The 21,263-nt window shown below is 65.9% G+C and carries 20 protein-coding genes; 14 read left to right on the forward strand and 6 right to left on the reverse strand.

Annotated features, from left to right (window positions below; translation table 11 throughout):
• Window positions 1–69: 69 nt before the first annotated feature.
• The 3 genes from RT582_RS00525 to RT582_RS00535 are packed head-to-tail and all read right to left on the reverse strand — an operon-like array spanning window position 70 to window position 3,527.
• The gene (locus RT582_RS00525; RefSeq protein ID WP_312725367.1) at window positions 70–1,020 is read right to left on the reverse strand and encodes an alpha/beta hydrolase; all 951 of its coding nucleotides are present in this window, start codon (window positions 1,018–1,020) and stop codon (window positions 70–72) included.
• Window positions 1,017–1,334, reverse strand: a complete 318-nt coding sequence (locus tag RT582_RS00530) for a DUF2218 domain-containing protein (protein WP_312173205.1) — start codon at window positions 1,332–1,334, stop codon at window positions 1,017–1,019. The genes RT582_RS00525 and RT582_RS00530 overlap by 4 nt, the downstream gene beginning before the upstream one ends.
• A 54-nt stretch (window positions 1,335–1,388) precedes the next feature.
• Entirely contained in the window at window positions 1,389–3,527 is a 2,139-nt protein-coding gene (locus RT582_RS00535; RefSeq protein ID WP_312725368.1) for a TonB-dependent siderophore receptor, read from the reverse strand.
• A gap of 172 nt (window positions 3,528–3,699) precedes the next feature.
• On the opposite strand from RT582_RS00535, the gene RT582_RS00540 reads away from it, so the two are divergent.
• The 6 genes from RT582_RS00540 (at window position 3,700) to RT582_RS00565 (ending at window position 9,352) form a co-directional block, all read left to right on the forward strand.
• Window positions 3,700–4,668, forward strand: coding sequence for a helix-turn-helix transcriptional regulator (locus RT582_RS00540; RefSeq protein WP_313476133.1), 969 nt, complete (start codon window positions 3,700–3,702; stop codon window positions 4,666–4,668).
• 78 nt (window positions 4,669–4,746) lie between these two features.
• Entirely contained in the window at window positions 4,747–5,103 is a 357-nt protein-coding gene (locus RT582_RS00545) for a hypothetical protein (RefSeq protein ID WP_152623980.1), read from the forward strand.
• Between the two features lie 254 nt (window positions 5,104–5,357).
• The gene (locus RT582_RS00550; RefSeq protein WP_041015269.1) at window positions 5,358–6,125 is read left to right on the forward strand and encodes a substrate-binding periplasmic protein; all 768 of its coding nucleotides are present in this window, start codon (window positions 5,358–5,360) and stop codon (window positions 6,123–6,125) included.
• Window positions 6,122–7,462, forward strand: coding sequence for a GGDEF domain-containing protein (locus RT582_RS00555; RefSeq protein ID WP_312725371.1), 1,341 nt, complete (start codon window positions 6,122–6,124; stop codon window positions 7,460–7,462). Before RT582_RS00550 ends, RT582_RS00555 begins: the two co-directional genes overlap by 4 nt.
• A gap of 15 nt (window positions 7,463–7,477) precedes the next feature.
• The gene (locus RT582_RS00560) at window positions 7,478–8,209 is read left to right on the forward strand and encodes a substrate-binding periplasmic protein (RefSeq protein WP_125877165.1); all 732 of its coding nucleotides are present in this window, start codon (window positions 7,478–7,480) and stop codon (window positions 8,207–8,209) included.
• 246 nt (window positions 8,210–8,455) lie between these two features.
• Window positions 8,456–9,352 (forward strand): alpha/beta fold hydrolase, encoded by an 897-nt coding sequence (locus RT582_RS00565; RefSeq protein ID WP_312723187.1) that lies wholly within the window; start codon window positions 8,456–8,458, stop codon window positions 9,350–9,352.
• Between the two features lie 245 nt (window positions 9,353–9,597).
• Here RT582_RS00565 and RT582_RS00570 read toward each other — a convergent pair whose 3' ends face one another.
• Window positions 9,598–9,990, reverse strand: a complete 393-nt coding sequence (locus tag RT582_RS00570; RefSeq protein WP_125877161.1) for a DUF4168 domain-containing protein — start codon at window positions 9,988–9,990, stop codon at window positions 9,598–9,600.
• Between the two features lie 149 nt (window positions 9,991–10,139).
• On the opposite strand from RT582_RS00570, the gene RT582_RS00575 reads away from it, so the two are divergent.
• From RT582_RS00575 to RT582_RS00600, 6 genes are all read left to right on the forward strand, one after another.
• Entirely contained in the window at window positions 10,140–11,621 is a 1,482-nt protein-coding gene (locus tag RT582_RS00575; RefSeq protein WP_312723189.1) for a sensor histidine kinase, read from the forward strand.
• On the forward strand, window positions 11,614–13,002 hold the full coding sequence (locus RT582_RS00580) for a sigma-54-dependent transcriptional regulator (RefSeq protein WP_041015265.1): 1,389 nt from the start codon (window positions 11,614–11,616) through the stop codon (window positions 13,000–13,002). Before RT582_RS00575 ends, RT582_RS00580 begins: the two co-directional genes overlap by 8 nt.
• A 63-nt stretch (window positions 13,003–13,065) precedes the next feature.
• Complete coding sequence (locus RT582_RS00585) at window positions 13,066–13,524, forward strand: DUF1456 family protein (protein ID WP_014821882.1); 459 nt, start codon at window positions 13,066–13,068, stop codon at window positions 13,522–13,524.
• 152 nt (window positions 13,525–13,676) lie between these two features.
• Window positions 13,677–14,945, forward strand: coding sequence for a PQQ-dependent sugar dehydrogenase (locus tag RT582_RS00590; RefSeq protein ID WP_312725377.1), 1,269 nt, complete (start codon window positions 13,677–13,679; stop codon window positions 14,943–14,945).
• Between the two features lie 54 nt (window positions 14,946–14,999).
• On the forward strand, window positions 15,000–15,338 hold the full coding sequence (locus RT582_RS00595) for a c-type cytochrome (RefSeq protein ID WP_312725380.1): 339 nt from the start codon (window positions 15,000–15,002) through the stop codon (window positions 15,336–15,338).
• Window positions 15,339–15,405: 67 nt separating this feature from the next.
• Complete coding sequence (locus RT582_RS00600) at window positions 15,406–16,080, forward strand: DUF1028 domain-containing protein (RefSeq protein WP_312725384.1); 675 nt, start codon at window positions 15,406–15,408, stop codon at window positions 16,078–16,080.
• Here RT582_RS00600 and RT582_RS00605 read toward each other — a convergent pair.
• Together RT582_RS00605 and RT582_RS00610 are read right to left on the reverse strand one after the other, a co-directional pair.
• Entirely contained in the window at window positions 16,077–18,473 is a 2,397-nt protein-coding gene (locus RT582_RS00605; RefSeq protein WP_312725385.1) for a putative bifunctional diguanylate cyclase/phosphodiesterase, read from the reverse strand. The genes RT582_RS00600 and RT582_RS00605 overlap by 4 nt on opposite strands.
• Entirely contained in the window at window positions 18,460–19,545 is a 1,086-nt protein-coding gene (locus RT582_RS00610) for an ABC transporter substrate-binding protein (protein WP_023444513.1), read from the reverse strand. Before RT582_RS00610 ends, RT582_RS00605 begins: the two co-directional genes overlap by 14 nt.
• A gap of 262 nt (window positions 19,546–19,807) precedes the next feature.
• On the opposite strand from RT582_RS00610, the gene RT582_RS00615 reads away from it, so the two are divergent.
• Together RT582_RS00615 and RT582_RS00620 are read left to right on the forward strand one after the other, a co-directional pair.
• Window positions 19,808–20,476, forward strand: coding sequence for a phosphoribosyltransferase (locus tag RT582_RS00615; protein WP_046618487.1), 669 nt, complete (start codon window positions 19,808–19,810; stop codon window positions 20,474–20,476).
• The gene (locus RT582_RS00620; protein ID WP_312725386.1) at window positions 20,473–21,126 is read left to right on the forward strand and encodes a dienelactone hydrolase family protein; all 654 of its coding nucleotides are present in this window, start codon (window positions 20,473–20,475) and stop codon (window positions 21,124–21,126) included. The genes RT582_RS00615 and RT582_RS00620 overlap by 4 nt, the downstream gene beginning before the upstream one ends.
• Window positions 21,127–21,263 lie beyond the last annotated feature (137 nt).

Raw genomic sequence — 21,263 nt, forward strand, 5'->3', positions numbered from 1 at the left:
TAGCACCGGGCATTTGCCTGCACTTGCCCTGGCCGGCTGACCGGTCGGTTCTCGTCGCTTTCGTCATCCTCAGTCGTCCTGATCGCGGGATGGCTGGCGTCCGATCGCGGCCGCCAACGCCAGTGCTACGACCGAGCTGTGTGCGGCGTTGGTGCCGTGGTTGGCTCCCGGGAACAGCTGGAATTCGCTGTGCAGGCCGTGGCCGGACAGCCGCTGCAGACGGTCGACCAGATCCCGGGCATTGCCGACCATGCGCCGCTCGGCCATATGGCGCTGGCGCGGGTCGTCCATGGCGGCATCCGCCGCGGGCTGTTCGGCACCGCCAGCGGTGACTAGCAGGCGCGCGGCGACAGGCTGGTCCGCGAGCTGCCGTTCGAATGCGGCGAGTGTTCGTTCAACATAGCCCTGGTACCACCAGATCGACGGACTGGCGGCCACATAGCCCTGAAATGCCTGCGGCTTGGTGAACAGTGTGTAGAGGGTGAACAGGCCGCCGTAGGAATGGCCGAACAGGGTCTGCCGTCGGGCGTCGACCGGGTAGCTCTGGGCGATCAGCGGTTTGAGTTCGTCCTCGATAAAGGCCAGAAAGTCATCGGCACCGCCCGATGGCGGCGGTTCGCGGCCCGGCAGGCGCTGGCGATCCTCGGCTTTGGGCGTGTAATCCTCGGCACGCGCCTTGAAGTCGTACAGGGCGTCATCGGGGTAGCCGATGCCGACCACCAGTACCGAATCGCGAAGATTAGGGTCGGGCCGATCCTCCAGCGCCTGGGCCTGGATCGCCAGCCCCGGAAACAGGGCGTTGCCATCCAGCACATAGAGCACCGGATAGCCACCCGGCGGTGGCGCGTGTCGCGGCTCAGAGACGAAGATGCGGTAGTCCTTGCCAGTGCGTTGCGAATGCAGGTCACGCTGGCTGCTGTGCGGTAGCTGAACTGGCTGCCAGCCGGCTTCTTCCCCAGCGTGTGCCTGTACGGCGGCAAGTCCCAGACTGGCGAGCACGGCGAGCAGGACGCCTTTCATGGCTCGACCTGCCTGTGGCCTGGCGGTAGCGGCCCGTCCAGCCAGCTCACCTTCAGTGCTTCCTCGCCCGAGAAGCGATGGAGGTGGTCGTCGATAACGAAGCGCAGGCGCTTTTCCGCCTCGCCGGCCTCGGCCTGGCAGTCGATCAGCAGTCGCTCGTCATCGGCGAGCATCCGGCACTGGCCGAAGGCGAATTCGACTTGCGCCTGACGTTCGTCCAGCTGGACTTCGGCCTTGTGCGCGAAGTGCTTGCACAGCCGCATCATGTTGCGCGACGCGCGGGGTGTCGCCACCTGGGCGTGAAACTGGGGCATGGTGATCTCCGGAAGTCAGCCGCCGACGCCTACGGGCGCCGGCGGCCAGGTGGCTCAGAACTCGTAGCGGGCGCCCACCGTGAAGCTGCGCGACGGGCCGTAGAAGTTGAAGGTGCCAACGCTGCCAACCCGCGAAACGTATTTGCGGTCGAGCAGGTTGTTCACGTCGAAGGTGCCGGTCAGCTTGTCGGTGATCGGGTAGGACAGCTTGGCATCCACCACTGCATATCCCGGTGCGCTGAGGCGCGGGCTGCCGGCGCGTTCGATGTAGTAGTCGCTCATCGCGGTCACGCCACCACCGATCCCCAGGCCGCGCAGGGCACCGCCGGGCAGGGTGTACTTGGTCCACAGCGAGGCCTGGTGCTGGGGCATCAGCGCGAAGAGCGCGTTGTCGTCACCGGCCAGGTTCTCGGTCTTCATGTAGGTGTAGCCGGCCAGCACCTCCCAGTCGGGGGTCAGGTAGCCGCTGACTTCCAGTTCGCCACCGCGGATGCGGGTCTTGCCGGTGGCCTCGTAGACGCCGCTGATCGGCGCGCCGCTGTCATCGATGGCGCCGGCCGCGCGGTTCTCGTCGGTGAGCTGGAAGGCGGTGATGCGCGCATTGAGGTCGCCGCCGAAATAGCTGCCCTTGATGCCCACCTCGTACTGCTCGCCTTCGCGCGGGTCGATGATGCGGCCGTCGGCACCGGCCTCGCTCTGCGGCTTGAATACCTGCGAGTAGCTGGCGTAGAGGGAGTGCTGGTCATCCAGATCGAACACCAGGCCGCCGTAGGGCGTGATATAGCCGGACTCGCGCACATCCTGCGTGGCGCTGCTGTTCTCGCCTTCGAAGCTGCTGACCCGCGCGCCGCCGATCAGCGCCAGGCGCTGGATCGGGCGGAAGGTCAGCTTGGCGTAGAGGCCGGCTTCGCGCTCGTCGGTTTCGGTCGGCGTACCGAAGGTGACGTTCGGCTTGCTGGTGTCGCCCGGCTGGTAGCTGGCGACGTCGATGGCGCCGAGATTGCCGCGGGCGTCCGCATACTCGGTCTCGTAGCGTTTGAAATCGCTGCCGATGACGAACTCGCTGACCTGCCCGAGCAGCTCGAACGGCTGGCTGTAGTTGGCATCCACAGCGAGGGTGTCCTGCTCCAGATCGCGGGCGGTGTAGGCCAGGCTGGTCGCGCCGCTGTTGACGTTACGCGCGGTGAAGGCATAGAGGTAATCGGTCGCGCGCCTGGAGCCGCGCACCGCCACGCGACCATAGCCGCCATTGTCGAAGCGATGGGTCAGCTCGGCGACGACGTCGGTGCCGCGGCTGTCGAAATTCCCCCAGTCGGCGCCCAGGTAGGTCGAGCGACTGAAGTCTTCCAGGCTGCCGTCGATGGCGGCCGGATAGCCGTTGTGCGGAAGGATGTCCTTGGTCTGGTGGATCAGCCCGAAGGACATGACGGTGGCGTCGGACAGGTCGATGTCCAGTGCGCCATAGAAGCTCTCGCTGGTGTTGGCGTTGTAGTCGACCTCGCCGTTGGTGTCGGCGCGGGAGATCACCGTACGGCCGCGCACGCGCCCCTGTTCGTCGAGCGGGCCGGACAGGTCGGCTTCCAGGTAATTGGTGTCCCAGCTGCCGTAGCGCCCGGTCAGGCTGCCCTGGAATTCGCGGGTCGGACGCTTGCGCACCATGTTGACGATGCCGCCCATCTCGCTGGTGCTGTTGAACAGCCCGGACGGCCCGCGCATGACCTCGACCCGATCGAACGGCGACAGCGACGGCAGCGTGCCGTTGATGCTGGCCATCGGCGCGGGCAGGCCATCAATGTTGAATTCGTCGTACTCGTAGCCGCGCGCATAGATCGACGAGCGCCCGCTGTCGTTGCTCAGGGTGCGCAGGCCGGTTGAGTACTTGGCCAGGTCATCCAGGTTCACGAACTGGCGGTCGCGGATGTAATCGCTGGTGTACACGCTGATCGACTGCGGAATGTCGCGCAGTTCGGCCGGCGTCTTGGTGCCGACGGTGGCGGCCGGCACGGTGTAGCCGCCGCTTTGCTCCGAAGACGGCATGTCGTACAGGCGGTTGCCTTCTACGGTGATGCTCTCCAGCTGCACCGTTTCGGCCTGGGCGGCGACGCTCTGCGCCAGGGCGCTCAACGGAAACGGGGCGAGCAGGCCGGCGAGCAGCAATGGCCTGAGGCTTGAGGTGCGGAGAATTCTGTCCATGGGCGGCTCCTGTCGCAGCGGCGGCGACGTGTTGGCAAACGTTCGCGCTACTTAATGATAATGATTTGCATCAAAAGATGTCGGCGCGTAGTCTGCCACCCAGCCGCTTCGCGAACCTTTGCGGGGCCGAACATTTGCTTTGCAATCCCGTCAGTTCGAGGCGCAGCGCCGCATGAATCAAGCCGATCACATCATTCGTGGCGATGAGTTGCCGGCCATGAGCAGGCCGGGGCTGCGCCTGCCCAACGACGATGACGACCGCTTGCTCTACGGCCGGGTGAAGTGGGCGCAGCTGCGGGATGGCCTGTCGCTGCACTGGTCCGATTGCGAAGAGCTGCAGGATTTCGTCACCGAAAACGTGGTTGGTCCGCGGGTATCGTTCGTGCTCTTTCTGCAGGGCCAGAGCCGGGTCAGCTATGGCGATCTGTCGCTGACGCTCGGTCAGTCGGCGTCGCAGCGAGCCCCCGAGGGCGTGGCGGTTTCGATGAACGAGCCCGTGCTGTTCCGCCGCCAGGCGCGTCGCGGCAGTCATATCCGCAAGCTGGTGGTGAGCCTGACGCCGGACTGGTTCGAAGGGCGCGGGGAGGGCGTCGACTCGAGTGATGGCGCGATCCGCCGCTTCATGGACAGTCATCTGACGCCGCGCATCTGGAAGCCCTCGGCGCGGCTGCTGACCCTGGCCGAGCAGATGCTCAACCCGCCCGGCTATGACCCGCTGCTTCAGGGCCTGTACCTGGAAAGCCGCGCACTGGACATCGCCTGCGAGGCACTGATCAGCCTGGGTGATGGCTCGGCGTCGGCGGAACAGGGCCTGCGCCCGCAGGAGTACCGCCGTCTGCAACGCCTCCTCGCGCTCCTCGACAGCGGTGCGGCCGACGACTGGACGCTGGAGCGCATCGCCCGGGACGTGGGCGTCAATGCCACCACGCTGCAACGGCAGTTTCGCCAGTTCAAGGGCATGACTGTGTTCGAGTACCAGCGTGCCCGCCGCCTGAAACTGGCACGGGAGGCTTTGGAGCGCGAAGGTGCCAGCGTCAACGAGGCCGCCTGGCGCGCCGGCTACAACAGCCCCGCCAACTTCGCCACGGCGTTCAAACGCCAGTTCGGCATCAGCCCGCGGCAGGTGCGGGCGCGGGTTTGAATGCTCGGAAGGTGCGCCGTAGGGCTTTTGCCCGCGGCCACATCTCGCGGCGGCTTGTTAAGCCGCCACCGCCGCGCCATGCTCGCCACCGGTATTCAAAGGAGCGATTCGATGAAACAGGGATTGTTGGCTACGGTGCTGCTGGCTGTGTTGGCGACACAGGCGCAGGCCGGTTTCCAGAAGGACAGGGAGGCGTTCGACAGGCGCCAGGCCGAGCTCGACCAGCGTTGCGAGTCGGCCCGGGAGGCGAAGCTGGCGCCGCTGCGCGAAGCGGCGTTTCAGGACTGCATGAGAACGACCCGCAACAGTCGCGCCGAGACCGAATGTCGGCGCAAGACCGCCGGTGAAAACGGCAACCGGGCCGGCGGTGCGCCTCGCTTCTATGACTTGCCTGCCTGCGTAGAGGCGTTCGAGCACAAGCGACAGCGGCCCTGAGCGGGAACCGTGGGTGTACCGCATAACGCGTGATATAGCCCGGCTGACGGTTGAACAAGCTGGCCCGGCGATCTACGCCATGTGAGCGGCGCCTCTTCCCCCACATTCCTGCCTCTCCGGGCTCGCCATACGTCGGAGAGCTGTGGACGGGCACGCACATCTGCTCAAGTGTGATGGGCTGGCGCCGAGAAAGGGGGTATCTGATTGATTCTAGTGGCCTGCCCCCGATGCCGGCATCCCTCCGAGGACACTGCATGCGTTCGTCCTGGCTCCGCGATCTGAGCGTCGCCCTTGTCCTGCTAGTGTCCGGGGTCTGTAGCGCGCTCACCTATGCCCATGCAATCACCGCGGTCACCGAAGAGCTGCCGCCCTACAACATGACCGTCGATGGCGAGCTGACCGGCATGGGCACCGAGGTGGTGAAGGCGGTGCTGGAGGAGGCCGGCGAGGACGTGCGCATCCGTTCCATGCCCTGGGCCCGTGCCTATGACATCGCCTTGAACAACGAGAACGTGCTGATCTATTCCATCGCCCGCACGCCGCAGCGCGAACCGTTGTTCAAGTGGGTCGGGGTGATCGCGCCGACCCGCTGGTTCCTGTTCTCGCTGCCCGGCACCGAGTTCGACCTGAAAACCCTGGACGATGCCCGGCAATACCAGATCGCCACGGTCAAGGCGGATGTCGGCGAGCAGTATCTGATCGACAAGGGCTTCGCCGTCGGCCGCAACCTGCAGTCGAGCAACAAGTACGAGCACAACTATCAGAAGCTCAAGGCGGGGCGGGTGGATCTGTGGATATCCAACGAGCTCAACGCCCATTACCTGGTGCGCCAGGCCAGTGGTGATCCGAACGAGGCGGCGGTGCCGCAGCTGAGCCTGGACGACCTTGGCGGTGCGGATGGCCTGTGCATGGCGTTCAGTCGCGACACGCCGGATGAAGTCGTCGAGCGCTTCCGCCAGGCGCTGGCTCGCGTGCGGGCCGATGGGCGCTACGACGCGATTGTCGCGAAATGGCTGAAATGAACGACGACTCAACCACCACGATCAGCGAGCCGGTGCCGCGACCGGTGGGTTCGCTCGGCCGCCGGTTGGTGCTGGCCACACTCGGTTTCTGCCTGCTTTTCACCCTCGCCACCGTCGGGCTGCGGACCTGGACCGCCTGGCAGAACAACCTGGCGGAGATGAACGCCGAGTTGGCACTGATCGATCAGGTGTTCCGCAGCACCCTGTCCAAGGCGATCTGGGAAATGGACAGTGATTCCCTGCATTCGCAGCTCGACAGCGTGGTGCAGGCCGCGCCCATCGGCCGCGTCGAGCTGCGGATCATCCGCGCCGGCCGCGAGCCGGAACTGGTTCAGCGGCAACGGGGTGAGCAGCCGGCCGAGCACCGCGCGCCGCGCCTGCAGCATCAGTTGAGCTACGAACCCTACGCCGGCGCCAGTGAGACGGTGGGCGAGCTGGTGCTCGAAGGCAATGAAGAACTGCTCTGGGAGCGCATGCTTGCCGAGGTCTACGACATCGTCATCACCCAGGTCATCCAGTCGCTGTTGCTGGCCGGGCTGATCATGTGGATGTTCAACCGCACAGTCACCCTGCACGTGCGGCGCATTGCCCGTCACCTGACGCGGCTGACGCCGGACAATCTCGATCGCAGCCTGCGCCTTGATCGTTCGCCGAAGCGGCACGACGAGCTGAGCCTGCTGGAAGGCGGCGTCAACAGCCTGCAGGCGAAACTCTCGGCCTATCTCGAGCGCCAGCACCAGGATGAGCTGGCCCTGGCCGCACACCGGGACCGCCTTGCCGAGCTGGTTGAAGAGCGCACTGCCGAACTGCGCGCCGCCAACGTGCAACTGGAAGAGCTGTCGCGCAGCGATCCGCTTACCGGACTGGCCAACCGGCGCCAGTTCGACGAGATCAAGGAAGTCGAATTCCGCCGTGCGCTGCGTCAGGACCAGCCGTTGGCGGTGCTGATGTGCGACGTGGATTTCTTCAAGCGCTACAACGACCACTACGGCCACGCCCAGGGCGACCAGTGCCTGCAAATGGTCGCCGACACGTTGCAGTCCGTATTCGCCCGCGCCGGCGAGGTGGTCGCGCGGCTTGGCGGCGAGGAATTCGTCGTGCTGCTGCCCGGCGTCGATGCCGAGGCCGCGCGGCGGGCGGCGGTGCGCCTGCAGCAACGCCTGGCCGAGCGCGAGTTGCCCCACGAGGCTTCCGCAGTTTCACCCTACGTGACCTTCAGCATCGGCCTGGCCGTGCTCGATCCGGACACCATGGACCAATTCGACCAACTGCTGCACCGCGCGGACGAGGCCCTCTACCGGGCCAAGACCCACGGGCGCAACTGCATTTCCGCCTGATCGCATGAGGACTGCATGATGCATCCGTTTGCCTGGACCGCTTTCTTCCTTGCGTTGCTCGGCACCACCACGGCCAACGCCGGTCCGCTGCGTGTGGTGACCGAAGACACCGCCTACAGCTACTTGGAGAACGGCAAGGTAGCCGGCACGGCGAGCCGCGTCGTCGAGGCCACCCTGCAGCGCGCCGGCCTCAATGACTACCAGGTCAGCCTCTACCCGTGGGCGCGGGCGTATGACATGGCCCTGCGCGAGCCCGGCGTACTGATCTACCTGATCGCACGCACCTCCGAACGCGAAGCGCTGTTCCGCTGGGTCGGCGAGATCATGCGCATCGACTACCACTTCTACAAACTCAGCGGGCGGGGCGATATCCGGGTGCCGGACCTGGAGGCGGCCAAGGCCTACCGGATCGGCGTCATGCGCGACGACGTCCGGCACCAGTACCTGCAGGCCAACGGCTTTAGCAAGATCGTGGTGAGTGCGCACAACAGCGACAACTTCAAGCGCCTGGTCAACGGCCAGGTCGACCTGGTGCCGATGCCCGAGCACGACATGCTCGCCCTGTGCGCCGAGGCCGGCGTCGACCCGGCTACGGTCGAGAAGGTCTTCAGCCCGCACACCTCGACGCAGCTCTACATGGCCTACAGCCGCCAGACCGACGACGACACCGTGCTGCGCACCCAGGCCGCCTTCGAGCACCTGCAGGCCGAAGGCGAGGTGGCGCGGATCATGGCGGGGCAGCCGTGAACTGACCTGGTGGCGCGGTCGGGCGGTAACCGTTCCAGACGCCCGAGAGGGGGTGGGCGAACCTTGGTTCCGTCGCAGTAACGGTGTTTTCCGCGTATGCAGAACCAATGATTCGCCCCCCCCCCGTTTTTCTTCCCAGCAGCGCCCAGCTGACTCGCCGGGCCACCAAGCTGGCCGGCACGGCAAGTCGTCATTCCAAGCCACCCCGCTAGACTGGCTTCGTCTCCATGAAAACAAGAAGAGCGAATGAGTAGCACCGACGGCATAGCACTGGATACCTGGCGCGCCAGCGCTCGCGAGTTCGATTTTGGCGGCAATCGCATCCGCTACTGGACGGCTGGCGAAGGTGAGCCGCTGCTGCTGATCCATGGATTTCCCACTGCCAGCTGGGACTGGCACAAGGTCTGGCAGCCACTTGCGGCGCGCTATCGGCTGATTGCCTGCGACATGCTCGGCTTCGGCTATTCGGCCAAGCCGCGCGGGCACGCTTACAGCCTGATCGAACAGGCCGATCTGCAGCAGGCACTACTGGCGGAGCTGGGTATCGACGGCGCGATTCATGTGCTGGCGCATGACTATGGCGACAGCGTCGCTCAGGAGCTGCTGGCGCGGCATTGCGAAGGGCGCATCGCGCTGACCAGCTGCGTGTTCCTTAATGGCGGGCTGTTCCCGGAAACCCATCATCCGGTACGGGTGCAGAAACTGCTGCTCGGGCCGTTCGGCTTCCTGCTGGGCAGGCTGTTCTCGCGGCGTACGCTCGGGGCGACCTTCGGCCGGGTCTTCGGTGCGCAGACGCAGCCGAGCGACGCTGAGCTGGACGATTACTGGCGACTGATCGCCGAGAGCGACGGACCGGCGGTGATGCACCGGCTGATCCGCTACATGCCCGAGCGGGTCAGGCAACGCGAGCGCTGGGTTACGGCCATGCAGCGCTGCAATGTGCCGTTGCGGGTGATCGACGGCGCGGCCGATCCGATCTCCGGTGCACATATGGTCGCTCGCTACCGCGAGCTGATTCCGACGCCCGACACCGTGCTGCTGGAGGGCATCGGTCACTACCCGCAGGTCGAGGCGCCGCAGCGGGTGCTCGAACACTACTTCAACTTTCGCGCGCGTCTTGCCTCTGTAGACCGCGGCTGTTGAGTCGGCGGCACGCTAGCCTGTTCGGTGGTGCATCCGCGTGGGAGTGGCTCCAAGGGCGATAGGCCTTGCTGAATGAGGACCTGGGGGAGGTCGCCCGGCCGGTTATTCCCGTCAGATACCCGTTTGAGCAACTTCAGGGTCTTGCATCCAGACGCAAGAAGCCCCGGCGGCATCAGCCAAACGGGGCTTTCTCGTTAGCCTGCGCGAGCTGCCTCAGGCAGCGCCGCGCGGTGTCGGTGATGTAATCACTGCTGCATCATCGCGATCACACGGTTACGCAGTTCCGGGTCGGTCTGCACGGCTTCGTTGATGGCGTTATATTCGTCGATGCTGATGTCCTTTTCCTCGATCACGCCGAGCATTTTCTCGTTGGCCTGCTGCTGAAGCTCACGGGCCTTGTCGGCGTCTTCGGTCTTTTGCAGCTTGCCGGTGAATTCCTCGCGGATCTCCATGATCTCGCCAAGTGATTCGGCGAAGTTCTCCAGTTTCGTTTCACTGAACTGCTGCGCCTGTGCGCCGGCGGCTGGCTGGGCGGTAGGTGCCGGGTTGGCTGATTGCGCCGATGCAAGGGGGGCGGCCAGGCCGAGGAACAGCGAGAGGATTCCGGCGAAGGCGAGACGAGCGTTGTGCTGGGTCATGTTCATTCCTGCTTCGGTTAAAGACGTATTTGTCATTGCAGCAGCTGTGCCAGCTCTGGTTTGTGTATCTAATTGCCTGTTATTTAAAGGGTTTCTCGTTTCGTCGGGGCAGGGTGGACCGGCAGATAGGGCGTCTGTAGTGTGCCCATATGACACATGTATCAATCTGGCAGCGCCCGGCGAGCCTACGTGGCGCGCTTCTGCTCAAGGTCATCGTGCCGCTCATGGCGATCATGTTCGGCTTCAGTTCGGTGGTGCTCTGGACGGTCGAGCGCAGCAGCGAGCGGCGCTTGCAGGCGGAGGTCGAGCTGGTGGCGCGGGCGGTACGTCTGCCGCTCAGTGCCAGCCTGGAGAAGAACCACGAGCGCACCCTGCAACAGGTGCTCGAATCGGTGCTCGGCGTCGGCCGCGTATACGGCGCCTATGTCTACGACCGCGATGGCAAGCTGGCGGCCTATGCCGGCGCAGTAGAGCCCGATCAGGACGAGTCGGCGATCCAGCAGCTCACCGCCGGCGGCGAGCTGACCGGCACCTATCAGCGCATCAATGGCCGCCCGGTTTATTCCTACTTCGTTCCGCTGGAGGAAAGTGGCGGGCAGATCAATGGCCTGCTGCAGGTGACCCGGCGCTGGGGCGATTTCGAGCAGGACATCCGCCGCCTGCGCCTGATCGCCGCGGGCTTAAGTGGCATGCTCGCCGGGGTGGCGCTGGTGGTGATTCTGCTCGGCCATCGCTCCGCGGTGGGCAAGCATCTGCAGCAGCTGGCGCGCAGCATGGAGCGCGTCGCGGCCGGCGAGCGCGAGCATCGTGCACCGCGTAGCGGGCCGCAGGAAATCGTCGTGCTGTCCGGCGCGTTGAATCAGATGCTCGACAGCATCGCCACCGCCGAGCGCCAGGTGGCCGAGCAGCAGGCCCGCGAAGAGCAGTTGCAGGCGCGCCTGCGCCAGAGTCAGCAACTGGCGGCAGTGGGACGGCTGGCGGCTGGTGTTGCGCATGAGCTGGGCAGCCCGCTGAGTGTGATAGACGGCAAGGCGCAGCGCGTATTGCGCGACGACGAGCTGGGCGAAACCCATCGCCGCGCTCTGTTGCAGATTCGCCAGCAGGTGGCGCGGCTCAGTGCCATCGTCCGCCAGCTGCTGGATTTCGGTCGCGCTGCCGGCTCGCCGCTGCGCAAGGTGCCCGCCGAGGTGCTGGCGCATTCGGCAGCCGCGGCGGTGGCCGATGAGCTGGCTGCGCTGCAGGTTCGGCTGGAGCTGCAGGCACCGGCACAAACCCTGTACTGCCGGGTCGACCCGCCGCGTTTCGAGCAGGCGCTGACCAATCTGCTGCGCAATGCCGCCCAGGCCAGCCCTGGCGGATTGGTGCGCCTGCGCTGGTGGCGCGATGCTGCCGAGCTGATGTTGCAGGTCGAGGACGACGGTCCCGGCATTGCCGAGTCGAACCGAGCCGCGCTGTTCGAGCCGTTCTTCACCACCAAAGCGGTGGGCGAGGGCAGTGGGCTGGGGCTGGCGGTTGCCCATGGCGTGGTCAGCGAGTGCGGTGGACGTATCGAGCTGGTCGACGGCGGTCTGCCGGGCGCGGCCTTCCGTATCGCATTGCCATTGATCGACGAGGAGGTCGAGCATGACTGAAGTGACGCAGGAGCGGGTCCTGCTGGTCGAGGACGACGACAGCCTGCGCCAGTTGCTGGTCGAGGAGCTGGAAGACCGCGGCCTGCAGGTGCGCGCGCTGGCCAGTGCGGAGGAGGCGGTCGGCTCGCTGGAAAGCTGGGAGCCGGCGCTGGTGGTCAGCGATCTGCGCCTGCCCGGTGCCGATGGCATGGCGCTGCTGCGACGGGTCAAGACGATGCAGGCGGCACCGGCATTTCTGGTGATCACCGCGTTCGGCAGCATCCAGCAGGCCGTGGCGGCGCTCAAGGAAGGCGCCGACGAATTCCTCACCAAGCCGCTGGACCTCGAGCACTTCGCCCTGGCGGTGGCCCGTGCGCTGGAGACGCGACGCCTGCGCGACGAGGTGCGGCGCTTCCAGCAGCTGCTCAGCGATGATCGCTTCCACGGCATGCTCGGCCGCAGCCGGGTTATGCGCGGCTTGTTCGATCAGATCCGCCAGCTTGCCCGCGCCGAGGGGCCGGTGCTGGTGATCGGCGAGAGCGGCACCGGCAAGGAGCTGGTCGCCCGCGCCGTGCATGCGGAAAGCGAACGTGCCAGAGGGCCATTCCTTGCGATCAACTGCGCCGGGCTGCCGGCCGAATTGCTGGAAAGCGAATTCTTCGGCCATGTCTCTGGCGCCTTCACCGGCGCCAACCGCGCGCACAAGGGACTTTTCCAGCAGGCCGACGGTGGCACGCTGTTTCTCGACGAGATCGGCGAGATGCCGCTGCCGCTGCAGGCCAAGCTCCTGCGCGTGCTGCAGGAAGGCACGATCCGCCCGGTGGGTGCCGAGCGTGAGCTGAGCGTGGATGTGCGCATCATCGCGGCGAGCAACCGCCCGCTGGAAACCGAGGCCGGCCGCGAGGCCTTCCGCGAGGACCTGTTCTTCCGCCTGGAAACCTTCATTCTGCAGGTGCCGCCGCTGCGTGATCGCGAGGAGGACCTCGAACTGCTGGCCGCCGGCTTCGTCGCCCACTTTGCCGCGCGCAGCGGGCGACCGGTGCGCGGCATCGCGCCGGCGGCACTGGCGCAGCTGCGACGCTATCCGTTCCCAGGCAACGTGCGCGAGCTGCAGAACGCCATCGAGCGTGCGGTGACCTTCTGCCACGGGCGCAGCATCGAGCTGGAGCACCTGCCCAGCCGCATCGCCGACTATCGTGATGACAAGGCGCGCAGTGCCGGCGCCGAACTGCTCGCTCAGCTCAGTGATGGCCCGCTGCTACCGACTCTGGAGGAGCTGGAGCTGCGTTATATCGAGCATGTGCTGAAGCTGGTGGACGGCAACAAGCGCCGCGCCGCGGCCCTGCTCGGCATCGGCCGGCGCACGTTGTACCGTCGCCTCGGCGAGCGTGAAGACGGTTGATCGGACTCGCCGCAGGGCGCCCGAAAGCGCACACTGCCGGCCTTTTCTCAGTGAGGAGCGAACATGCTCAATAACGACGTCCTGCGCAGCCTGCGCTACACCCTCAAGGCCAGTGATGCACAGATGGCCGAAATTGCCGCCCTGGGTGGCTGCACGGTGGACGAGGCCGAGGTTCGCGCCTGGCTCAGCCGCGAGGACGAGGACGGCTATCAGGAATGCCCGGACGAAGCGATGGCGCGTTTTCTCGACGGGCTGATCTACTTCAAGCGCGGCAAGGACGAAAGCCGTCCGGCACCGCCGCTGGAGCTGCCGGTCAGCAACAACCAGATCCTGAAAAAACTGCGGGTGGCCTTCGAGCTGCGCGACGAAGACCTGCAGGCGATCCTGCATGCCGCCGACCTGCAGCTGTCGAAATCCGAACTCGGCGCGCTGTTCCGCAAGCCCGGCCACAGCAACTACCGCGCCTGCGGCGATCAGCTGCTGCGCAATTTCCTCAAGGGCCTTTCGCTGCGCCAGGGTTGATCCACACCGCACGGCACCTCAAGTGGTAAATGGCCAGGCGGCCGCTACGCTGAAGCAGGCAGCTAGCCGCATGCCCGGTGCGCAGCTCGTCGCCGGGAACGCCATAACAACAAGATGACCGCCCCACGCGGCGGTGCCCTGAGGTGCGTGCCATGAAGATTCCCTGCCTGACCCTGAGCGCCCTGCTCGCGATGAGCTGTGCCGCTGCGATTGCGGCGCCGACCAGTGATGAAGCACTGGAGCGCATGCGCTCGATGAAGACCACCGGCCAGTCGCTGGACATGAAGACCATCCCCCAGGATGGACCCACCGCCGACGCCATCCGCGACAACCTCAAGCGCATCAAGCTGCCGGAGGGTTTTCGCATCGATCTCTACGCCATAGTCCCGGATGCCCGTCACATGGCGGTTGGGCCTTCCAGCGGGGTGGTGTTCGTCGGCACCCGCAAGACCGATCTGTGGACGGTCACCGACCGCACCAAGAACCGCACGGCCGATGAAGTGAAGCGCTTCGCTCCGGCGATTTCCTTCACCCAGCCCGGCCCCTGCTTTAGCCCGGACGGCTTCCTCTTCGTCGCCGAGCACAACCGCGTGCTGGTGTTCCCGGCGGCGGAGTTCTTCTACGAGGGGCCGGACGTGGCGGCGGACATCGTGGTCCCGACCGGCGAGCTGATTCCAAAGGACGAGGAGAGCTACAACCACGGCGCGCGGGTCTGTGCCGTGGGCTCGGACAACAAGCTCACCATCTCCCTCGGCCAGCCGCACAACGTGCCACCCAAGGACAAGCTCGACCTGTACGCCAAGCACGGCATCGGCGGCATCGTGCGCATGGAGCGCGACGGCAGCAAACGCGAGGTCTACGCCACCGGGGTGCGCAACTCCGTGGGCATCACCTATAACCCGACCAGCAAGGAGCTGTGGTTTACCGACAACCAGGTCGACGGCATGGGCGACGATACGCCGCCGGGCGAAATCAACCATGCGCCAAAGGCAGGCATGCGCTTCGGCATGCCCTGGTATGGCGGTGGTCAGGTGCGCACCAACGAATATGCCGACGAGACCCCGCCGGATGGCCTGACCCCGCCGGTGGTGGAAACTACCGCCCACGCCGCGGACATGGGCCTGATGTTCTATACCGGCAAGCAGTTTCCCGAGCAGTACCGCGGCGGGCTGTTCAGCGCCCAGCGCGGCAGCTGGAACCGCACCGTGCCGGCTGGTGCGCGGGTGATGTTCACGCCGTTCGAGGCCGATGGCAGCGGTCCGTCCGGCGAGACGGTGCCCTTCGCCGAAGGCTGGCTGGATGAGGAAACCGGCGAGTACTACGGCCGCATCGTCGATGTCGCGCAGCTCAAGGACGGCTCGCTGCTGGTCAGCGACGACACTGCCGGGGCCATCTACCGCATCTCCTACCAGGGCAACTGAGCCGCTGCGCCGGGCTGCCGTTCGCGGTAGCCGGCGCCATTCGAGGATTTCTGCATGTCGATGGATTTCAGCCGGCGGCTGTCCCTGGCGCTGGCACTGCTGCTAGGCAGCGCCTGCCTTCCGGCGCTGGCGGCCGACCTGACCGCTGCCAAGGCCAAGGCCAAGATGTGCGCCGCGTGCCACGGCATCGATGGCATCGCCACGGTCGCCGATGCACCGAACCTGGCCGGCAACGGCGAGCTGTACCTGGCGCGCCAGCTGCAGGCCTTCCGCTCCGGTGAGCGCAAGCATCCGCAGATGAGCGTCATCGCCTCCGGGCTGAGCGACGAGGATATCGCCGCGGTCACGGCCTGGTATTCGGCGATCAAGGTCAGTGTCGAATTGCCCGAGTGAGCCGCCCGCTCTGAACGTTTGCCGCTCGGCCCGGGCCTAAGCCCTGACGAATCCAGAGAGCACGCCCATGACCTTTTCCATCATCGCCCGCTGCCCGCGCACCGGTCAGTTCGGCGTGGCCGCGGCCACGGCGATGCCCGCGGTGGGCAAGTTGCTGACCCACGCGGCGGCCCATGTCGGGGCGGTGGCGACCCAGGCACAGATCAATCCGTACCTGGGTATCGACGGCCTGCGTTTCCTGCGCCAGTTCAGCCCGGCGCCCGAGGTGCTGGAGCGGCTGCGGTGCACCGATCCCTGTATGAGCCAGCGCCAGTGCGCGGTGATCGACAGCAAGGGCCGCACGTCCTGCTGGACCGGGGAAAAGTGCCTGCCCTGGGCCGGCTCGATCGCCGGCGAACAGTTCTGTGTGCAGGGTAACCGGCTCAAGGGGCGCGAGGTGCTGGAAGCCGCCTGCGAAGCCTATGAGCGCAGCGCACACCTGCCGCTGGTGGAACGTTTGATGGAGGCGATCGCCGCCGGCGATGCCCAGGGCGGCGATCGCCATGGTGAGTCATCGGCAACGGTGTATGTGGTCGATAACGAGGAATACCCGCTGTGGGATATCCGCGTCGACCATCATCCCGACCCGTTCGCCGAGCTGCGCCGGCTGCACGATGTGTTCGCGCGCGACGTGGTGCCGGAAATCCTCGCGATGTCGACGCGCGCCAATCCCGCCGGCGCTGCCGAGGAAGATTCCATCTAGTAGTCGCTGCTGACTGCGGCCGGGTTGGCTAGCGGGCTAGCCGATGGCGGCAGCGGCTCCAGACGCAGCGCGCCGTGGGCGCGGTTGCGCACCGCCATCCAGTCATCCAGTGCCGCCAGCGAGCGCGGCGGCGAGATCAGGTAACCCTGGAACAGGTCGCAGCCGGCCTGCAGCAGTGCCGACTGTTTTTCCATGTTGTCGACGCCCTCGGCATTCACGCGCTTGCCCTGGGCGTGGCAGAAGGCGATGAGGGCGCTCAGGCTCTGCTGCATCTCCGGGCGGGTCAGCCGGGTGATAATCGCCATGTCCAGCTTGATGGTGTCGGCGGGGTACTCGAGCAGCTGCTGGATCGAGGTATAGCCGACGCCGAAATCGTCGATGGCGACGCGAAAGCCTGCGCGGCGAATCGCCTGGACCACTTCCATGGTGTTCTTGCACAGCTCGGCGGCGTAGGTCTCGGTCAGCTCGATCTCGATTCGGCCCGGCTCTACGCCGTGATGGGCGGCGCGCTCTACGAGGTAGCGGCAGATGCGGTCGTCGTTGAGCTGCGCGGAGGACACGTTGATCGCCAGCAGCACCCCTTCGCCGAACAGCTGCACCAGTTTCGGGTACTCCGCCAGGGCATGATCAATGACCCAGCTGTCGATCTTCGGGAACAGCCCGGCACGCTCGGCGATGGGAATGAATTCGCCGGGCGAAACCGTCCCGAGGATCGGTGAATGCCAGCGCAGCAGCACTTCGCAGCTGACCACTGCGCCTTCGCGATCGAGCGCCGGCATGTAGACCAGCCGCAGCTGGTCGTCGCCGTCGAGCTCGCGCAGCTGGTCTTCGATCAGGCGGATTCGCTCGTTGCGTCGCTCCAGCTCGCCGCTGAAGGCCACCGCGGTGTTCTTGCCCTCGGCCTTGGCCTGGTACATGGCGGTGTCGGCACGGGTGAGCAACTGGGTGATCGAGTCCGCATCTTCCGGGTAGCAGGCGGTGCCGATGCTGACGCTGACCGGATATAGGCGATCCTCCAGACGAAACCCGCCGCGGCAGAGGCCGAGCAGCGCGTCGCACAGTTGCTGCAGGCCGCCGTCGCCGGTTTCGCTCAGCAGCAGGATGGCGAACTCGTCGCCGGACAGGCGCGCCAGGGCCGTTTCCGTCTGCGGGTAGTCGGTGCGATGACGTTCGAGCACGCCGCGGGCACGCTGGGCGAAGATTCGCAGTAGAGCGTCGCCGGCCTCGTGGCCGTGCTGGTCGTTGACCTGCTTGAAGTTGTCCAGATCGAGAAACAGCAGTGCCAGCCGCTTGTGCGTGCGCATGCACTGCTCGTACATGGTATTGGCCAGCACGCCGAAGTGCGCCCGGTTGCTGACCTGGGTCAGGCTGTCCTCCCAGGATATTTCGCGGATGCGTTGCAGCGCTTCGGTGTTGCGGTCGTGCAGGGTCTTCATGTTCACCGTCAGCCGGCCGATCTCGCCGCCATCGGTCGGCTCGTCGAGCGCGTCGCGCTTGCATAGCAGCAGGTCGGTGAGCTGGTCGTCCAGCTGACTGATGGGGCCGGTAATGGAACGGCGGATCAGCCACAGCAGCAGGCCGATGGAGATCAGACAGATCAGCGCACCGCCGGCGATGAAGGCGAGCCCCAGGGTCTGCAGGCGCTCGGCGGTATAGTGCGGTGCCGGCGTCAGCCTTGCATGCAGCGAGCGCGATAGCGAAACCCTGGCGGACAACCCCGCGACCGCCAGCAACGGCTCGTCGGCGATTTCGACAGGCACGCCGTATTCGCTTTCCAGGCTGCGCTTGAGCTTGAGGAAGCGCTCCGGGCGCACCGCCAGCTGAATGGCGAAGGCCTCGGCGCGCTGGCTTGGCAGTGGCCGGCTGCTGGAGGCCGGCAGGATGAAGTCGGTGTTCATCAGCAGCGGGTCGTCATTGGCCTGCTCGACGTAGAGGGTGTTGCCGGATGCCGAAGACCGTCTGGCTTCGCTGACGATACGCTGCTGGCTCGCATTCATCGAGGCGAATGGCGACAGGCTGCTTTCGAAGTAGTAGGCCGGCCTGCCATCGGGCTGCACGACGGCGAGGGAAACGAAGGTCAGCTCGGTATTGGATAGCGAGCGGATGCTCTGCTGGATGCGCAGCCCGAGGGTGTCGTTGCGAAAGTCGGTGTCCGACTCGCGCAGGAACAGCAGCAGCGCCTCGCTATCCATGATCGAGTAGAGCACGCTGCGATTGAACGCCTCATAGTCCAGGTAGGCGGAGGTCAGCGCCGAGAGCTGCTGCTCCAGGCGCGCCTGCTCCAGCCCCAGCAGCGAGGCGCGCTGGGTCAGGTAGGCGGTGGTCGAGGCAACCAGCTGGATGATCAGAATGACCGGAAAGATCACCAGCAGCGTGCGTTTACCTAGCGTCATGGGCGTTGATCAGTGCACTGATGATGCGCCGCCGCGTCTGCGTGCCCTCCAGCGGTCGCGTCTCGTAGACCTGGCTTCTCTCCAGTACCGCTTCCGCCGGGTAGATGGTCGAATCCGCGCGGATATCCGCCGGCAGCAGTGCCCGCGCCGCAGCGTTCGGTGTGGCGACGCCCAGATCGGCGGCATTCAGGGCGGCGATTTCCGGCTGCTGGAGGAAGTCGAGGAAGCGCCGCGCCAGCGCCTTCTTCGCGGTGCCGGTCGGTATCGACAGGCAATCGACCCAGAGCAGCGTGCCCTCTTCGGGCACTACGTAGCGCCAGGGCTCGCCGTCGACCCCTTCGACTTCGTTGAGCACCTGCTGGTCGCCGCTGTAGGCCAGGGCCATGTCGGCCTGGTCGAGGTAGCGCTGGCTGCGCAGTGAAGTGATCACGTACTCGTAGGTCAGCACGGCGCTGGACTGGGCCATGAGCAGATCGAAGGCGGCCTTGAGTTCGTCGTTGTTCGAGGTGTTGATCGAATGGTTCTGCAGGATCAGCGGACTGGCGAGGATGTCCTCGTGGTCCTCCATCATGATGATGTGTGGCTCGTCGGCGCGAGCCGGTTGCAGCAGGTCCTTCCAGGATCGTGGCGCGCTTTCCAGGCGGTCGCTGCGATAGGCGATGCCGAGCGTGCCCCACAGGTAGGGCACGCCGTAGCGCCCGCAGCTGTTGCGCCAGCGTTGCGGGACATGACGCAGCGTCGGCAGCTGCTTGTCGTCGATCGGGTCCAGCAGGCCGCGGGCGCCAAAGCGCGAGGCGCTGATCAGCTCCGTCAGGGCGATATCGATCTGATGCTCGGGCTTGGCGAGGACTTCGTCGCGCTTGTCGCCGCTATCGAAGTAGATCTGCCTGATCTCGACCCCGGTTTCGGCTTGCCAGCGTTCGATCACCGCTTCGCTGAGGTATTCCTCCCAGGTTAGCAGCGTCAGGTGTTCGGCCGCGTGCACGGGAGTTGAGGGAAACAGCAGGCTGACCGTCATCAGCAGGGTGCTGCGCATACGCCATGGCGCCGGTTTGTTGTTCTTCTCGGTCATTGATCATCCATCCCAGGCATTTGGCCGCCGTGGCAGTGGCAGCGCATTCGACGGGTCTACCCAAGTTATCGGCAACCGATGATGGCACTTTAATGGCGTCATAGAGTCGGCGGCAATGAATTTGTAACCTTGTCCGCGTCCGTTCCGATCGGTGGCCCTCGAAGCCGGTCAGCCAGACGGGTTGTTCGTCGCAGATGGCGTACCGGCACTCGATTCTTGAGCCAGACTCCAATACAGCCCGTGCCAAACCGAGGAGCCTGCCATGACCTTCAAGATCCCCTTCTACGATCGAGTCCAGGCAGGTGAGGCGCTGGCCGAGCGCCTGGTGCAGGATGCCGACTGGCGCGACGCCCTGGTCCTGGCGCTACCGCGCGGCGGTGTGCCGGTGGCATTCGAGGTGGCACAGCGGCTGGGTCTCGAACTGGACATTCTGGTCGTGCGCAAGCTTGGCACGCCGGGCAATCGCGAGCTGGCCATGGGCGCCATTGCCGGTGGCGGCGTGCGGGTGATGAACGACGACATCGTGCAGTACACCCACGCATCCAGAGCCGAGATCGACGGCACCATCGCCCAGGAAACCCACGAGCTGCAGCGGCGCGAGCAGGCCTATCGTGGTGAGCGACAGCCGCCGCTGATCGCCGGACGTGGCGTGATTCTGGTCGACGACGGCCTGGCGACCGGTGCCACCATGCGCGCCGCGGTGCAGGCCGTGCGTCAGCTGGGTGCAGCGCGCATCACCGTTGCGGTGCCGGTGGCGGCTGCGCAGAGCATCGCGCAGCTGGAAAAACTGGCGGATCGCGTCGTCTGCCTGCATGTGCCCCATGACCTGTATGCCATCGGCCGCTGGTACGAGCATTTCGAGCAGACCCCCGACCGTCAGGTGGTGGAGCTGCTGCAGCGCGCGTGGACCCAGGGAGGGCAGGCGGCATGACCGCGCTTGCGGTGACACCCATGCGCTTCACGCTCGGCAAGGCACGCCTGCACGGCGAGCTGTGCCTGCCGCCCTCGGCCACCGGCCTGGTGGTGTTCGTCCACGGCAGCGGCAGCAGCCGGCACAGCCCGCGCAACCGCAGCGTGGCGCATTGCTTCAACGAAATGGGGTTGGCGACCTTGCTCTTCGATCTGCTCACCAAGCACGAGCAACCCATCGACGAGATCACTCGCCAGCTGCGTTTCGACATCCCGCTGCTCAGTCAGCGCCTCAGTGGCGTGGTCGACCAGCTGAGCAGCGATGCGCGCTTGCACGAGCTGCGCATCGGTCTGTTCGGCAGCAGCACCGGCGCCGCTGCGGCGCTGACCACCGCGGCTTCGCGTCCGGCGGACATCGCCGCGGTGGTCTCGCGTGGCGGCCGGGTCGACCTGGCGGATCTGTCGCTGGCGCGGGTCAAGGCGGCCTCGCTGTTCCTCGTCGGCAGCGGCGACCTCGAAGTGCTGGAGCTGAACCGAGCGGCGGCTGCACGCCTGCAGTGCGTGCATCAGCTGGTGATGGTGCCTGGCGCGACGCACCTGTTCGAGGAGCACGGTACGCTGGAGGAGGTGGCGCGGCTGGCCGGCGACTGGTTCCTGAGACACCTGTGCTGATCCTGCCGCGGGCCGCAGCTGGGAGAAACAGGCGGTGCAGCACCGCTGGCCAGGCCGAACGGCAATCTGCTGATACAAGGCTCTTCGCGGTGTTTGGTGGACAGCGGCGAACTCTTGGCCTCGACTTGTAACAAAGA

The sequence above is a fragment of the Stutzerimonas kunmingensis genome, assembly GCF_032106285.1.
GTDB classification, from domain to species: Bacteria; Pseudomonadota; Gammaproteobacteria; order Pseudomonadales; family Pseudomonadaceae; genus Stutzerimonas; species Stutzerimonas kunmingensis_B.